The organism is Streptacidiphilus sp. P02-A3a (assembly GCF_014084105.1).
Lineage (GTDB): Bacteria > Actinomycetota > Actinomycetes > Streptomycetales > Streptomycetaceae > Streptacidiphilus.
In genome coordinates this window covers 3,921,425-3,937,409 of the sequence record NZ_CP048289.1, presented here as the reverse complement: position 1 = coordinate 3,937,409, position 15,985 = coordinate 3,921,425, and the positions used below count along the sequence as shown (strand labels likewise).

The window sequence follows — 15,985 nt, the reverse complement described above, 5'->3', positions numbered from 1 at the left end:
AACTGTGAACTCTCAGCAGTTGAACGCCGTCTGTGGTGCTCGGACTCACTCGGCGATCTCGGTCCTGGTCACCCAGCGGTAGATCAGGCGGCGCTGCCCGTCGTAGCCGCCGGAGTACTCGTCGGTACGCTCGAAATGCTCGTAACCACCGTAGTACGGGAGCTTTATCTTGCCGTCCGCAGCCCCGACCGGGTGTTCCCTGCGGTCGACCGGTATGTCGACAGGACCGCCCTCAAGGAGGGCGTACAGTTGCCCGGAATGCATCTCCAGCGGCGAGGTCTCGTCTTTCACGTCAGCCCACTTCCTCCGTCGTACGGGAAAGGAAACAGCCAGGCTCGCATCTCTCCGGCGCGCACCCGGACGATTCGGCCCCAGCATGGCCCATCGGCCGCCGGATTGAACATCTCCGACCACCTCCGAACAGCCGAAGACTCCTTTTCACTTCGCAGCCACCGGAAGTCCACATGCCAACGGCGGCAGACGTCCACAATCACCCCCGGTACCTGGCACCCGGCCCTGGAGACACCGTGAACAACGCGCACACCTCTGCCTCGTCGTACGTCCGACGGATGGGGCCGGCCGAATGGATCTACGCCGGGATGGGCGTGCCGAACGTCATCCAGCACGTGTTCGAGGGCGAGGGGGAGCTCAGCGCCGAGGCCCTGGCCGCGGCCGTGGCCGCGGTCGCCGAGGTGTGCCCCGGTACCCGGCTGCGCCGTCGGCGGCGGAGCTGGGTGGACAGCGGTGTCGCCCCGGAGGTGCGCGTGGTGCGGCTGCCGGACGGACAGGACCTGCTGGCCGATCCCGCGCTGCAGACCACGCTCAACGACGGCGGCCCCACCTGCGAGGTGCTGTTCGTGCCCGGCGGTCCCGGGCAGCCGCTGCGGCTGGTCTTCCGCGGCTTCCACGGGGTGACCGACGCCCGGGGCGTACTGGTCTGGGCGGCGGACGTGTTCCGAGTACTGCGCGGTGAGCAGCCGCTGGGTGCTCCCTCGGCCTGGAACAGTGACGAGTTCCTGCGGCAGCTGCTGCCCGAGGGCCTGCCGCCGATCCCGCGCGGCCAGGGCAAGTCGGAGTGGCCCACGCTGATGGCGCCGCTGACCTCCGGGCGGCACGGCCTGATCTGGCGGCGGCGGACGATCGAGGGCACCCAGGCCGCGGTCACCGCCAAGGTGATCGCCGCCGTCGCCGCGGCCACCGAGCCGGACTCGCTGCCGGAGGCGAAGGCGCGCTTCTTCGTCCCGGTCGACCTGCGTCGGCACCAGCCCGACCTGCGGTCCACCGGCTGGCTGTCGCTGGCCGTCGACCTCGACGTGGCGCCGGGCACCGGCTGGGAGGAGGTCCACCAGGACCTGCTGACGGGGCTGTCCGAGAACCGGGAGATCGCCCTGCGCACCGGTTCCTGGCTGCTGCGGGTGCCACGGCCGGTGCTGCGGGTGCTCGCCGACGGCATGGAGGCAGCGGCGGTGAAGAAGCAGCTCTTCATGGGCACGGCCTTCGTCACCAACCTCGGCTTCACCGACCCGGCGGACTACAGCGCCGACTCCTTCCGCGCCACCACCCTGTACAACCTGGGTGGTTCGGGCCCCTCGGCGCCTCCCGGCATCGACGTCATCGAGACCTCCGGCCGCACCGAGATCGTGCTCACCTGGCGGAACGTGCCGGGTGCCGCCGAGCGGATGGACGCGCTGCTCGACTCGGTGGTGGAGGCGCTGTCGCCGCGGGCCGACCGCGATCCGGCGGCGAACCGCACCGAGCGGGAGCCGGCCTCCCCGCGCTCGCTGCTCCAGCTGTTCCGCGACCAGGTCGAGCTCACCCCGGACGCGGTCGCGCTGAGCGGCCCCCAGGGCGAGGTGACCTACCGTGAGCTGAGCCGCCGCGCGGACGCGGTCGCGGCCGGGCTGCGCGCCCGGGGCGTGGACCGCGGTGAGGTGGTGGGTGTGCTCGCCGAGCGGACTCCGGCGGCGATCGCCGCGATCTGGGGGATCCTCCGCGCCGGAGCCGGGTACCTGCCGCTGGAGGTGCGGCATCCGGACGCCCGGCTGGCCGGTCTGCTGTCCGACTCGGGCGCCCGGTTCTGCCTGGTGGAGGCCGGGCAGCAGGGCCGCGAGCACTGCCCGGACAGCTGCGCGCCGATCGCCCTGGACGACCTGCTCGGGACCGCCGCCGACCCCGGCCCCTCGGTGGACGCCGAGTCGCGGCCGGACGACCTGGCCTACGTCCTGTACACGTCGGGGTCCACCGGGCGGCCCAAGGGCGTCCAGATCGAGCACGGCAGCCTGCTCAACTACCTGCACTGGGGCATCGAGGAGTTCGGCGTCGACGCCGGGACCCGGCTGCCGCTGCTGACCTCGCTCTCCTTCGACGTGTCCGGGACCTCGATCTTCCTGCCGCTGATCACCGGCGGGACGGTGGTGCTGGTCCAGGACCAGCCCACCCACCTGACGCTGCGCCGGCTGCTGGAGGAGTCCGGCGCGACCATGCTCAACCTCACCCCGTCGCACCTGGAGCTGATCGGTCGGCTGGACGTCGAACCGACCGGCTTCCGCAGCATCGTCGTCGTCGGTGAGCAGCTGCGGGTAGAGGTCGCCGCGCGGGCGCAGCAGATGTTCGGCCCGGACTGCCGGATCATCAACGAGTACGGCCCGACCGAGGCCACCATCGGCTGCACCGCCTACACCTTCGACCCGGTGCGGGACGCCGAGCTCGCGGCCGTGCCGATCGGCGTGCCCGCCCACAACACCCAGGTGCACCTGCTCGACCCGAACCGGCGGTTCGTGCCGACCGGCGAGGTGGGCGAGATGTACCTGGCCGGGGTGCAGCTGGCCCGGGGGTACCTGGGCCGCCCCGACCTGGACGCCGAGCGCTTCCCCCGGCTGGCCGACGGGACCAGGGTGTACCGGACCGGGGACCTGGCCCGGCGGCTGCCGGACGGCGGCCTTGAGTTCCTGGGCCGGATCGACGACCAGGTGAAGGTGCGCGGTCACCGGGTCGAACCGGCCGAGGTGGCGAACACCCTGGAGGAGCATCCGCGGGTGGACCGGGCCGTGGTGGTGGCCCGCAGCCGCCCGGACGGCTCCGGCAAGGGGCTCTACGGCTACGTGCTGGTGAACGGCGCGGTCGAGGTCGCGGAGTTGCAGGCGCACGCCGCCGAGCGGCTGCCCGCGTACATGGTTCCGGCGGCGACCTTCGTGGTGGAGCGGATCCCCTACAGCGTCGCCGGGAAGGTGGACGTGCGCTCGCTGCCCGACCCCTTCGCCGAGCGGGCGGACGGCGGCCCGGCCGACGGCGCGGCGGATCCGGACCGGGACCCGGTGGAGGCCAAGGTCGCCTCGATCTGGTCGGGCATCCTGGGTGTCGAGCCGCACCGGATCGACGCGCACACCGACTTCCACCAGCTGGGCGGGGACTCGCTGTCGCTGCTGACGATGCTGGCCGGGGTCTGCCGGGAGGTCCTGCCGCCGCAGCGGGAGACCGCGTTCATGTCCCACCTCGGCCGGGTGATCGCGGCGCCGACGCTGACCACGGTGTCGGCCATCGCCCGGGAGGTGTCGCTCCCGGAGCAGGTCGGCTGACCGGTTCGCGCGCCCCCGGATGGGCTAACCGGAGGCGCGCCGGGCCATCCGGGACGCTATACCGGGAGGGAAGTCCTTGGTTCCTACGAGGTTCCTACGACCACTGGAGCCCGCGATGATCAACACCACCCACACCCGCCTGCCCGCCACCAGAACGCGCGGACGGCAGCCCGCCGTGTCCCCGGGCGCCCTGGCCCTGCGCACCCTGACCGCCTGCGCCGTCGCCATCGCGTCCGGGTTCGTCCTCACCTATCTGGTCCGCGCCATGCTCAACCTGGACGCCTTCCAGAACGCCGGTCAGATCGAGGGGGGAGGCTTCCCCAACTCCGGCGCGCTGACCGTCGGAATCATCACCGCCACCCTGATCGCGGTGGCGGTGCTGGTGCTGCTGGAACGAGCGGTGCCCAGGCCGCTCCCCGTCTTCGCGGCGGTCATGGCGCTGGGCTACATCGCGTTCTTCGCGGTCACGGTCACCTCCACCGGCAGTCTCACCCGCTCGCAGATGGCCGGGCAGCTGCTGGTGTGCCTGCCGCTCGCGGCCGTCATCGGCGTGCTCGCGAGTTGGGCCACCGACACCCTGCCGGACATGCCCTAGCCGGGTGGGGCGGGGCCGCGACACCGGCCCCGCCCCGCCCACCACGACCAGCCGCGCTACGGCTCGCGCAGCACCGCGACACCGCCCGGGGCGAGCCGCAGGCCGTCGCCGGGCACGTCCGCGCCGGTGAGCAGATCCCGCCCGGCGGTGATCCCGGGCAGCTGGACCGGGGTGTCCAGGTGGTTGAGCACGAACAGCCAGCCGGTGTCCCGCCCGTCGAGCGGGCCCCGGCGGCGGACCGCCTCCACCCCCGGCGGCAGCCCCGGTACCTCGGCGGCCACCCCGCACTCCTCCAGGACCCGCGCCAGCAACGCCGCGTAGCGTTCGTCGTCCAGCCGGGTGGACAGGTACCAGCCGGTGCCCGCGCCGAACGCGTGGCGGGTGAGCGCGGGTCGGCCGGCCAGTGACCCCGAGGCGTAGCGCAGCACCGCCCGCGCGCCCTCGGTCCGCAGGTCCTCGCTCCACACCGTGCCCGAGGAGCCGTCGGACAGGGCGGCCGTGGCTCCGGTGGCCAGCGGGCGGAACTCCTCGCCGCGGATGCCCAGCACCTCGCGCAGCGCGCCCGGGTAGCCGCCGGTGCGGACCTGGTGCCGGGCGTCGACCACCCCGCTGAAGTACTGCACCAGCAGCGTGCCGCCGCCCTCCACGTAGCGGCGCAGCGAGGCCGCGCCCGCGTCGGAGAGCAGGTACAGGCTGGGCGCGAGGACCAGCCGGTACCGCGACAGGTCGTGCTCGGGGTGCGCGAAGTCGGCGGTGACCCCGGCCTCCCACAGGGCGCGGTGCGCGCGCCGGACGGTGGCGTGGTAGTCGAGGTCGGCGGAGGGCATGCCGTTGGTGTCCAGCGCCCACCAGGCGTCGGCGTCCCAGAGCACCGCCGCCTCGGCGGCCACCGTGGACCCGGCGACCTCGGCCAGCCGCTCCAGCGCCGCGCCGAGGGCGACCACCTCGCGGTGGATCCGGGTGTCCGGACCGGCGTGCGGCACCATCGCCGAGTGCCACAGCTCGGCGCCCGCCTTGGACTGCCGCCACTGGAAGAACAGTGCGCCGTCGGAGCCGCGCCCGAGGTGGCCGAGGGTGTGCCGGAGCAGGTCGCCGGGCTCCTTGGCGAGGGTCCGCTCAGCGGTGTGGACGGTGTTGGTGCCCTGCTCGATCAGCAGCCACGGTTTGCCGCCGCCGAAGGAGCGGGCCCGGTCCGCGCCGAAGGCGGTGTCCGCGCCCGCGTCGACGCCGGGGGCGTCCGGGTAGTGGTCGATGCCAACGAAGTCGACCTCGCGCCCGAACGCCCACAGGTCGATCACCTGGTAGCCGGGCAGCATCAGGTTGGTGGTGACCGGGGTCCGCGGGCCGCTGTGGCGGCGGATCGCGTCGCGCTGCTCGGTGTACGCGGCCAGTGCCTCGTCCGACCAGAACCGGCGGAAGTCCAGCAGGTGGCCCGGGTTCTGGTGCCACTGGGTGGCGCGGGGCGGCGTGATCTGCTCCCAGGAGCCGTAGCGCTGGCCCCAGAAGGCGGTTCCCCAGGCCGAGTTGAGCTCGTCCAGGGATCCGTGCCGGGCCCGCAGCCAGACCCGGAACGCCGCCGCGGACTGCTCGCAGTAGCAGACCGTCGCGTACTCGTTGTGGACGTGCCACATCGCCAGCGCCGGATGCCCGGCGTAGCGCTCGGCCAGCGCCCCGGCGATCCGGGCGGCGGCCCGCCGGTACGCCGGAGCGGCCAGGCAGTAGGTGTCGCGGCTGCCGTGGGTGAGCCGGGTGCCGTCGGCGGTGACCGGCATCGCCTCCGGGTGGGCCAGGGTGAACCAGGGCGGTGGCGAGGCCGTGGGCGTGGCCAGGTCCACCCGGACGCCGTTGGCGTGCAGCCGGTCCAGTTGGGCGTCGAGCCAGTCGAACGAGTAGTGCCCCTCCTCCGGCTCCAGCAGCGCCCAGGAGAACACCCCGACGGTGGCCAGGTTCACCCCGGCCTGCCGCATCAGGGCGTCGTCCTCCCGCCAGACCGGCTCGTCCCACTGCTCCGGGTTGTAGTCGCCGCCGAAGGCCAGGCCGGGGCCGAGCAGCCCGCCCATCAGGCCTCCTGCTGGATCGGCAGTTCCGCGCCGTCGCGCAGGAACAGCGGGATCCGGTCCAGCGGGGCGTCCACGGCCGTCCGGCTGCCGCCGGGGTGCACCGCGCCGGTCCAGGCGTCGGTCCAGTCCGCGCCCGACGGCAGGTAGACCTCGCGGCGGCGCGCGCCCGCCTCGGTGACCGGGGCGACCAGCAGGTCCGGGCCGAGCAGGAAGGCGTCGTCGACGGTCCAGGCCGCGGGGTCGTCGGGGAACTCGACGAACAGCGGGCGCATCGGCGGCAGCCCCTGCTCGGCGGCCTCGGCCAGCTGCCGCAGCAGGTAGGGCCGCAGCCGTTCGCGCAGCCGCAGGTAGGAGGTGAGGATCCGGTAGGCCTCGTCGCCGTAGCTCCAGACCTCGTTCGGCAGGCCGGTCATCGCGGGTTCGAGCCGCTGCTCCGGGCCGCGGAAGCCGTGCAGCCGGAACAGCGGGCAGAACGCGCCGTACTGGAACCAGCGGACCAGCACCTCGCGGTAGCCGGGGTCGTCCGGGTCGCCGCCGTGGAAGCCGCCGATGTCGGTGGTCCACCAGGGGATGCCGGAGACCATGACGTTCAGCCCGGCCTTGATCTGGGCGCGCAGGCTGGCGAAGTCCGTGCCGATGTCGCCGGACCACAGCGCCGCGCCGTAGCGCTGCGCACCGGCCCAGGACGAGCGGTTCAGCGAGACGACCTCGCTCTCCCCGGCGGCGGTCATCCCCTCGTGGATCATGCGGGCGTTCTCGCGCGGGTACAGGTTGCCGACCTCCAGGCCGGGACCGGCGTGGTAGCGCAGGTTGGCCGGGTAGCCGGGCTTCAGCTCGGGCTCGCAGGCGTCCAGCCACCACACCTTGATGCCCAGGTCCAGGTAGTTGCGCCGGAGCCGCTCCCAGACGAAGGCCCGGGCGTCGGGGTTGGTCGCGTCGTAGAACGCGACCTGCGCCGAGTAGGCGTCCAGGCCCTTGTCCGGCCAGTCGGCGTGGGCGACCGGGCCGTACTCGGTGTTGATCAGGTGGCCCTGGTTCAGCAGTTCGTGGAAGTTCTCCGACAGCGGGCTCACCGAGGGCCACACCGAGACCATCAACTTGACGCCGAGTCGGTCGAGTTCGGCGACCATGGCGGCCGGGTCGGGCCACTCCTCCGGGTCGAACCGCCACTCCCCCAGGTGGGTCCAGTGGAAGAAGTCGGCGACGATCACGTCCAGCGGCAGGTCGCGGCGCCGGTACTCGCGGGCGACCTCCAGCAGCTCCTCCTGGGTGCGGTAGCGCAGTTTGCACTGCCAGAAGCCGGCCGCCCAGTCGGGCAGCATCGGGCTGTGCCCGGTCGCGTCCGCGTAGCGGCGCAGTACGTCGGCCGGGCGGCCCGCGGTCACCCAGTAGTCCAACTGCCGTGCGCTGTCGGCGACCCAGCGGGTTCCGGTCTCGGCGAGTTCGACCCGGCCGATCGCCGGGCTGTTCCAGAGCAGGCCGTAGCCCCGGTCGGAGAGCAGGAACGGGATGCTCACCTCGGCGTTGCGCTGGACCAGGTCGATCACCGCGCCCTTCTGGTCGAGCAGGCCGTGCGTGTGCTGGCCCAGGCCGTACAGCCGCTCGCCGGGGTAGGCGCGGAAGCGCTGCTCCAGCCGGTGGTAGCCGTTCCCGGTGGCGGTGTAGAGGCGCGGGCCGGGCCACCAGAAGTGGTGCGGCTCCTCGGCCAGCAGTTCGCTGCCGTCGGCGGTGTTCAGGAAGGTCAGCCGACCGGCGGCGGGGTGCAGTTGCGGGTCGCTCGCGTCGGCGGCGTTGCCGTCGAGGCGGACCGTTATCGCGCCGTTGACCAGGGTCGCGGTGTTGCCCTCGATGCTGATCTCAGCGGTTCCGGCGGTTCCGGCGGTGGCCGGGTCGGCGTCGAGCAGCGCGCCGGGCAGGTCCGGCAGCAGCGCGCCGCCGGGGGTGGCCCGCACCCGCACCGAGTCGCGGCCCCAGGGCTCGACCCGCAGGGTCTCGCCTCGGGCGCGCCACTCCAGGGCTCCGCCGAGGTCGTGGATGTGGTTGGGCATGCGAATACTCCAGGTGCGTGTGGTGCGATGCGCGGTGGGGTGGGATGGGGTGTGCTGCCGCGGGCTACCGGTGCGGGGCCGGGCCGCTGCTCTCGCGGACGGTCAGCACCGGCGTGAGCAGGGTGACCTCGGGGGCCGGGTCACCGTTGATCCGGGCCATCACCAGTTCCACGGCCTGGCGGCCGAGTTCCTGGGCCGGGCCGGTGACCGCGGTGAGCCGGGGCGAGTTCTGCTCGGCCAGCTGCTCGGGGCAGAGCGCGACCACCGAGGCGTCCTCGGGGACGATCCGCCCGGTGGTGCGCAGCAGGCTGAGCAGTGGTCCGAGCGCGCCCTCGTTCTGGACCACGAAGCCGGTGGTGGCCGGACGGTCCTCCAGGATCCGGGCGAGCGCGCCCGCGGTGCTCTCGTAGCTGCCCTCGCAGGGCCGGTGCAGGATCCGCAGCCCGCGCTCCTCGGAGCGTTCCCGGAACCCGAGCAGGGTGCGCTCGGCGTATCCGGCGTGCCGCTGGTAGACCTGCGGCGCGTAGCCGATGAAGGCGACGTCGCGGTGGCCGAGGTCGGCCAGGTGGTCGGCGCAGAGCGCGCCCGCCGCGGCGAAGTCGTGGTCGACGCAGGCCATGCCGTGGGAGTCGGCGGGCAGCCCGATGGTGGCGGCGTGGGTGCCGAGCTCCCGCAGCACCGGGATCCGTTCGTCCTGCAGTTCGACGTCCATCAGCACCACGCCGTCGGCCAGTCCGCTGGCCGCCACCCGGCGCACCCCTTCGGGGCCCTCGTCGTTGGTGATCAGCAGGACGTCGTAGCCGTACTGGCGGGCGGACATGGTGACCGCGATGGCGATCTCCATCATGATCGGGACGTAGACGTCCGTGCGCAGCGGCACCACCAGCGCGATGATGTGCGAGCGCTTTCCGGCGAGGGCGCGCGCGCCCGCGTTGGGGTGGTAGCCCAGGTCGCTGATGGCGCGCTCGACCCGGGCCCGGGTGGGTCCGGAGATCGTCCGCTTGCCGCTCAGGACGTAGCTGACGGTACTGGGCGAGACGCCCGCCTGACGGGCGACTTCGGCGAGTGTCACCATGACGTGCTCCCCCTCGATGTTCGCTGTGCTGATGGTGCCGCGGCCGACCCCGCGCGGGCCCCGCCGCTGCGGCCAGCGTAGTGACCGCTCGTCAGGGTCGGTCGCGTCATGGCTGGATCACTCCCCGCCGAGCGCGGGGCGGGACACGTCGACGGTCTGGATGCCGCGCCCGTTGGTGCCGAGGTAGACCCGTCCGAAATGGTAGGGGTCGCCGGTGATGATCTGCCCGGTTGAGCCCCAGTTCTGCGCGTTCGTGTTGATCCGGGTCCAGGAGGCGGCGCCGTCGGTGGACATGAAGATCCCGGTGGTCCCGCCCACCACGCCGACCTGGTACATCGTCGGCTGCCGCGAGCCCGGGGCGGCCTTGCCGAAGCCGAGGGTGTAGGAGGAGGTCGCGGCCGTGGTCCTGGTCCAGGTCGCGCCGCCGTCGGTGGAGTGCAGCAGTCCGCTGTCCTGCGCGCTCAGCCACAGGTCGCCGGACGTCCCGGGGGTGGCCCGCAGCTGCTCGCTGCCGCCGGTCGGCAGGCCGGTGGCCCGGGCGGTGAAGGTCCGGCCGCCGTCGGTGGAGCGGTAGACCACCCCGGCGTCCGGGTCAAGCGCGTAGAAGTCGTCGGGGTTCCCGGGGTCGGCGACCGGCCGCGGCCCGGCGGCGAGGCCGGTGGCGGTGGTCCAGCTCCGGCCGTGGTCCGTGGAGCGGTAGACGCCGGAGCCGTCCCCGGCGGACCACAGGATGACGCCGCCGTCGGCGGAGACCGCGACCTGGCCGCCGCCGCTGGTCATCGCGGCGGGGTCGGTGAACGGCGTCCAGGTCACGCCGCCGTCGGTGGAGCAGCCGCCGTCCGAACCGTCCGAGCCGCCGGTGCCGACCCGGGCCATCAGCCCGCCGTCGGCGCTCTGCGCCACGCTGTCGCCGCTGCTCAGCAGCGGGTCGGTGGACATGCCGGTGGACGGCGAGGCGGTGAGCGAGGTGTGGCAGAAGCCGCCCACGTCGGACATCACGCTGACCACCCGGCAGGGGCTCTGCCTGAGGTTCGGCACGACCAGGTCGTTGACCGCGTTCTCCTCGACCCCGTTGACCGCCTCGGAGGAGAAGTCGACGGTGCCGCCGTGGTCCATCGCGTCGAGGTTGTCGGTGCCGAACAGGGTCGAGCCGGTCCCGTAGACCACGTGGTTCGAGTCGAACGGGTCGATCGCGACGGTACCGATCCACCAGCCGAACTTGGGCGCGGCGGCGCCGAAGTCGAGGTACGGCGTGCTGGAGACGTCGAGCGTGGTGGAGGCGGAGACGTCGCTCCAGTCCTGGCCGCCGTCGGTGGAGCGGTACAGGGTGTCCACCGGGTACCAGCGGTCGTTGGTGGAGACGATCACGGTGTCCGGGTGCTCCGGGTCCACCGCCAGGCCGTCGTAGCCGAAGGTGGAGGAGACCGGGGTGATGTCGGTGGCCGCGCCGACACCGTGTGCCCCGCTGCCGCCCTGTCCCCCGCTGCCGCCGGCGTAGCGGTAGACCGCGCCCGCGCCCATCGCGTACGGGCCGGTGGAGGTGTCGTAGACGACGTACAGCTGGCCGGTCCCGGAGAACTGGGCCTTGATCGGGATGGTCCCCGGGCCGCCGCCGACCGTGCTCCAGGTCGCTCCGCCGTCGGTGGACTGGTAGAGCGCGCTGGTGTCCGCGTCGCCGACGACGAGGTGCTGGCTGGGGTCGCCGCGGCGGCCCTGGGTCTGGTCGAAGGTGACGAACTGCAACCCGGCGTCGCTGTCGCTGCCCAGGTCGGGGAAGGCCGGGTCCTGCGCCCAGGTCACGCCGCCGTCGGTGGACTTCCACAGCCCGTTGTCGCGCGAGGCGAAGTAGAGGATGTCGTCGTCCCGGGGGTCGACCGCCAGCCGCTCGCCGGAGTCCCGGCCCTGGTCGTTGGAGCCCAGCTGGATCGGCAGCTGGGTGGCCTTCCAGTGCTTGCCGTAGTCGTCGGACCGCAGGATCGCGCCGTTGTTCCCCTTGTTCCAGCTGTCCGCGTACTCGCCGACCGCCGCCCACACCCGGTTCGGGTGCTCCGGGGAGGTGGCCACGGACTCGACGCCGAGCTGGTTCCAGTCGTTGAAGCCGGTCCAGTCCAGCAGCGGGACCCAGGTCCGCCGCGCCGCGTTCCAGCGGTAGAGGCCGCCGATGTCGGTGCGCAGGTAGGCCAGTCCCGGCTGGGACTGGTTGAACACCACGCCGGTGACGAAACCGCCGCCGCCGACCTTCACGTTGGACCAGGTGGGGCCGCCGGTACCGGCGGGCGCGGCCGAGGCCGCCGGGGCGGCGGCCAGGGTGCCGCCCAGCAGGCCCAGGCAGACGGCCGCGGTGAGCAGCGTTCTCTTCTTCGTTGCGGCGTTCTTCGTTGCGGAGACGCGCATGGGAACGGACCTCTCGGACGGGGAGGAACAAGCGGGTGGAGTGGGCGGTCAGCCCTTGATGGCGCCGGTGAGCATGCCCTTGCCGAGGTGCTTCTGCAGGAAGGGGAAGGCGATCAGCACCGGGATCAGGGTCAGCACCACCACGGCCATCTGCAGCGACAGCGGCGCGGTCTGCGAATGCCCGCTGCCGAAGCCGGAGTTGGTCTGCCCGGGCATGTTCATCCCGAGGTTGACGTACTCGTACAGCACGTACTGCAACGGCCACTTCTGGCTGTCCACCGGCATGTAGAGCATGACGTTGAAGAAGGAGTTCCAGTAGCCGACCGCGTAGAACAGGGTGACCACGGCGGTGACCGCGCGCGAGGTCGGCAGTACCACCGACCACAGGATGCGCCATTCGTTGGCCCCGTCCATCCGCGCGGCGTCGATCAGTTCGGACGCCGTCCCGGAGTAGAAGGAGCGCAGCACCAGGATGTTGAACACGCTGACCGAGCTCGGGATGATCAGCGCCCAGTAGCTGTCGTAGCCGCCGAGGCCGACCACCACCAGGTAGGTCGGGATGAGACCGGCGCTGACGAACATGGTGACGATCAGCAGCATCAGCACGAACCGGTGGCCCAGCGACCGGGAGCGGGAGAGCCCGTAGGCGCAGAGCACCGAGACCACCATCGAGAACACCGTGCCCACCAGTGTGATCGCCAGGCTGACGATCAGCGCGCGGGCGACCGGGCCGCCGGACAGGATGGTCCGGTAGGCGCTCAGCGTCAGGCCGTGCGGGACCAGCACCATCCCGCCCGCGTCGTTGATGGAGGCCTGGTTGGACAGGCTGGTGACCACCACCGAGTACATGGGGACCAGGATCACCAGCACGATCAGGGTCAGTACCGTGCCCTTGGCCGCCTGTCCGGCGGCGGTCGGCGGTTCCTCCCAGATCGGCCGGTCGGAGTTGCGGCGGCGCGTGCCGCCCAGGCTGAGTGTGCTCATGAGCGGTACAGACCGTCCTCGCCGAAGAGGTGCGCCAGCTTGTTGGCCCCGTAGACCAGGACCAGCGAGATGACGCTCTTGAAGATGCCCGCCGCGGCCCCGTAGCCGTAGTTGTTGGTCGCGATGCCGTAGTAGTACGAGAAGGTGTCGAGGACGTCGGCGGCGTCGTGGCCCACGGCCTGACGCTGGATCAGCAGCTGCTCGAAGCCGACGTTGAGGATGTTGCCGAGGCGCAGCACCAGCATCAGCACGATGGTGCCCTTGATCCCGGGCAGGGTGATGTGCCACATCCGGCGCCAGCGCCCGGCGCCGTCCACGGCGGCGGCCTCGTACAGGTTCTGGTCGATCGCCGAGAGCGCGGCCAGGAACACGATGATGCCCCAGCCCGCGTCCTTCCAGATCACCTGGGAGGTGACCAGCAGTTTGAAGGTCGTCGGGTCGGTCATGATGTTCCACACGCCGATGTCGTGGTTGCGCAGGAACTGGTTGAGCAGCCCGGCTCCGCCGATCATCTGCTGGAACAGCGTGATCACCAGCACCCAGGAGAAGAAGTGCGGCAGCAGTGCGACGGACTGGATCACCGACCTGAGCCGTTGGCTGAGCACCGAGTTGAGCAGCAGTGCCAGCATGATCGGGATGGGGAAGAACAGCACCAGCTGGATGGCGCTGATGGCCAGGGTGTTGTTCATCGCCTCCCAGAACAGCGGGTCGTTGAACAGCTGTTGGAAGTTCTGCAGCCCGATCCAGGTGCTGTTCCAGATGCCCACCAGCGGGTCGTAGTACTGGAAGGCGGTGATGTTCCCCAGGATCGGCAGGTAGCTGAAGACCAGCAGCAGGACCACGGCCGGCAGCGTCATGATGATCAGCGACTTGTCCCGGCGCAGCCGGATCCGCCAGTTGAGCTTCGGTTCCCGGTCCGGCCGCGCGCGTCGACCGCGCCTGATGAGTCGACGGGGCACCCGTGCCGGGGACTGGGTGCCCTCCGTGGTCACTGTCGCGGCCACTGTGCCTCCTGAGGGTTGTGACGACGTTCGCGGGGACGTGGACTCGGACGCTGCGATTACTGGCCGGAGCCGAACTTGTCCAGGATGTTGCTCTGGTACCAGGCCACGACCGCGTCGCCGCCGTTCTTCTTCCAGGTGCTGACGGCGTCCTGGAACGCGGAGACCGGCTTGAGGCCGTGGTAGATCGAGGTGATGGTGTCCTCGACGGCCTGCGCGGCGTCGGCGGTGGCGTACTGGCCCGGGACCACGATGTTCATGTTCCAGAACACCGGCTTGTAGGCGTACTTGGCGGCGGCCGCGACCCAGGCGCAGTAGTCCTGGGTGATCTGCGGGGCGCCGGGGTTGGTCACCGTGTACTGGCAGGTGGCCAGGAACGGGTAGGTCTGCTGCTGCACGTTCTTCTGCCCGGTGGCGGTGGCCGTGGGGACGCCGTCGACCATGGTGTAGTCGACACCCTCGACGCCGTAGTTGATCAGCGTGTACTCCAGCGAACCCCATGGTGCGGCAAGGTAGTTGGCGACCGCCAGCAGCTCCTTGATCTGCGCCGGCTTGAGCCGGGCGCTGAGGTAGCTCATCTCGCTGGCGGAGGAGCCGAGGTAGATCGACGGGGTGGAGCTGCCGTCGGCGGCGATCACCGGCAGCGCGCCCCGGCGGTACGCCTTGTTGGCGGCGGCTCCTGACTGTGCGTCAGCGAGGTTCCAGGCGCCGGTTCCGTCACCGGTGACCAGCACCTTGCCGCCGTAGAACCGGGTCTTGGCGTCGTTGCTGTCCCCGGCCAGCGCGCTCGGGTGCATGTAGCCGGACTTGGCAAGCTGGTAGTGCCAGTTGAGTGCTTCCAGGATCTCCGCGGTCTCGTACCTGTGCACCAGCTTGCCGCCGTCCACCCGGAACTTGCTGGGCACGCCGAAGGTCGGGGAGAAGTAGGTCCAGATGTCGTCGAAGGCCCAGACCCCGGCCTTGGCGTCGGTGAGTTCCTTGCCGAGCGCCATCATGTCGGCGGCGGAGGTGATGCTGCTCGCCTGGATGCCCTTGGTCGCGAAGACGTCCTCCCGGTAGTACAGCGCCCCGGCGAAGTTGGTGCCGGAGGCGAAGGAGGGGATCCCGTAGAGCTTGTTGTCCCAGACCCCGCACTCCCAGGCGCCGGTCGGCAGCGCCGCCAGGTTCGGGTACGCCTTGATCTTGTCGCCCGCCAGGTACGGGGTCAGGTCCGCGAGTTGCGTCCCGGCCAGCTCGCCGACCTCGAACGCGGCGTTCCACCAGGTCGGCAGCTGGACCCAGTCGGGGAGCTTCTGCGCGGCGGTGAGCGTCGGGATGGCGGTGTTGTAGGTGACGCCGTTGGCCGGCTGCATGGTCAGCGTGGTGCCCAGGGCCTTGTTCACCGCCTGGTAGAACTGGTTGCCGGGCGAGGGGATGGTGCCCCAGAGCGGGGTGACCGCCGTGTAGCTGCCGCCGGAGCCGGGGATGCCGCTGACGGTGGCGACCGGGTTCGCCGGGTAGCTGAGGAAACCCGGGTCGGTGGACGCGCCGTTGGCGAAGGACACCGTGGGGATGTCCGCCTTGATCGAGGTGTTCGGCACGTGCGTCGGGAGGGTCGCGGCCAGGCCCGCCTTGGTGTTCCCGCCCGCCTTCACCGAGCCGCCGGTACCGCAGGCGCTGAGCAGCGGCGCCATGGCCGCCGCCCCGGACACGCCGATGGCGGTGCGCAGCACTGATCTGCGGTTCATCTCGATGCTCATGGTCGTTGCGGCCCTTCGTCGTTGAGGATCCGGTCATCACCGCTGGGGCCGCTGGGTAGGCGGCACGGCGGTGGCACAGCGAAGTTCGGGTCGATGCGTCGAAGCGCTTCGATGTTGCGGCGAGACTAACCACGCGTTACCGATTCGACAAGGGGATGAACAAAATACCTCCGGCCATCCCCCGCCACAGCCGCCACTTCCCGGCTGTCCCTTCACTTCTGGCCTGTAGCACGTGGGTTGGCACGTATGCGAACCTGGATCGAGGAGCCGCGGCACCCCGCCGCGCTACGGTCGGCAACGGTGGACAGCGGTTGACACCCGCTGTTCACCGTGTCACTTTCGAAACGCTTCACCAACGCCTCGCACCGCATCGCCGCACCGCACCGCACCGCACCGCCGCACCGCACCGCCGCACCACTTCGCCGCACCGCGTCCCGCACCGCTTGGCGCCCGAGCCCGCACCGCGGCCGCTCCCGGCCCGCCGCGCTCCGTCACCCGCGCCCGCGCCCCGGCC

10 protein-coding genes are annotated in these 15,985 nt (G+C 71.6%); 2 read left to right on the top strand and 8 right to left on the bottom strand.

All coding sequences use genetic code 11. The features are described from left to right. Positions 1–45: 45 nt before the first annotated feature. Complete coding sequence (locus tag GXP74_RS17785; protein ID WP_225448016.1) at positions 46–291, bottom strand: DUF5988 family protein; 246 nt, start codon at positions 289–291, stop codon at positions 46–48. A 236-nt stretch (positions 292–527) separates the two neighbouring features. Between GXP74_RS17785 and GXP74_RS17780 the strand changes: the two genes are divergently transcribed. Both GXP74_RS17780 and GXP74_RS17775 read left to right on the top strand, forming a co-directional pair. Then, positions 528–3,575, top strand: a complete 3,048-nt coding sequence (locus GXP74_RS17780) for a non-ribosomal peptide synthetase (RefSeq protein WP_182452447.1) — start codon at positions 528–530, stop codon at positions 3,573–3,575. A 115-nt stretch (positions 3,576–3,690) separates the two neighbouring features. Next, positions 3,691–4,170, top strand: coding sequence for a hypothetical protein (locus tag GXP74_RS17775; protein ID WP_182452446.1), 480 nt, complete (start codon positions 3,691–3,693; stop codon positions 4,168–4,170). A 56-nt stretch (positions 4,171–4,226) separates the two neighbouring features. Here the strand turns inward: GXP74_RS17775 and GXP74_RS17770 are convergent, their stop codons facing one another. From GXP74_RS17770 to GXP74_RS17740, 7 genes are all read right to left on the bottom strand, one after another. After that, positions 4,227–6,230 (bottom strand): beta-galactosidase, encoded by a 2,004-nt coding sequence (locus GXP74_RS17770; protein ID WP_182452445.1) that lies wholly within the window; start codon positions 6,228–6,230, stop codon positions 4,227–4,229. Beyond that, the gene (locus GXP74_RS17765; RefSeq protein ID WP_182452444.1) at positions 6,230–8,278 is read right to left on the bottom strand and encodes a TIM-barrel domain-containing protein; all 2,049 of its coding nucleotides are present in this window, start codon (positions 8,276–8,278) and stop codon (positions 6,230–6,232) included. The genes GXP74_RS17770 and GXP74_RS17765 overlap by 1 nt, the downstream gene beginning before the upstream one ends. 64 nt (positions 8,279–8,342) lie before the next feature. Further along, the gene (locus GXP74_RS17760) at positions 8,343–9,353 is read right to left on the bottom strand and encodes a LacI family DNA-binding transcriptional regulator (RefSeq protein ID WP_182452443.1); all 1,011 of its coding nucleotides are present in this window, start codon (positions 9,351–9,353) and stop codon (positions 8,343–8,345) included. A 117-nt stretch (positions 9,354–9,470) separates the two neighbouring features. Next, positions 9,471–11,747 carry a 1,4-beta-glucanase gene (locus GXP74_RS17755; protein WP_182452442.1) on the bottom strand — a complete coding sequence of 759 codons (2,277 nt, stop codon included), beginning with the start codon at positions 11,745–11,747 and terminating at the stop codon, positions 9,471–9,473. 48 nt (positions 11,748–11,795) lie between these two features. Beyond that, positions 11,796–12,731 carry a carbohydrate ABC transporter permease gene (locus GXP74_RS17750; RefSeq protein ID WP_182452441.1) on the bottom strand — a complete coding sequence of 312 codons (936 nt, stop codon included), beginning with the start codon at positions 12,729–12,731 and terminating at the stop codon, positions 11,796–11,798. Next, positions 12,728–13,735, bottom strand: coding sequence for a sugar ABC transporter permease (locus GXP74_RS17745; protein WP_225448015.1), 1,008 nt, complete (start codon positions 13,733–13,735; stop codon positions 12,728–12,730). The genes GXP74_RS17750 and GXP74_RS17745 overlap by 4 nt, the downstream gene beginning before the upstream one ends. A 56-nt stretch (positions 13,736–13,791) precedes the next feature. Continuing rightward, positions 13,792–15,471 carry a hypothetical protein gene (locus GXP74_RS17740; RefSeq protein ID WP_182452440.1) on the bottom strand — a complete coding sequence of 560 codons (1,680 nt, stop codon included), beginning with the start codon at positions 15,469–15,471 and terminating at the stop codon, positions 13,792–13,794. Between the last annotated feature and the right edge of the window lie 514 nt (positions 15,472–15,985).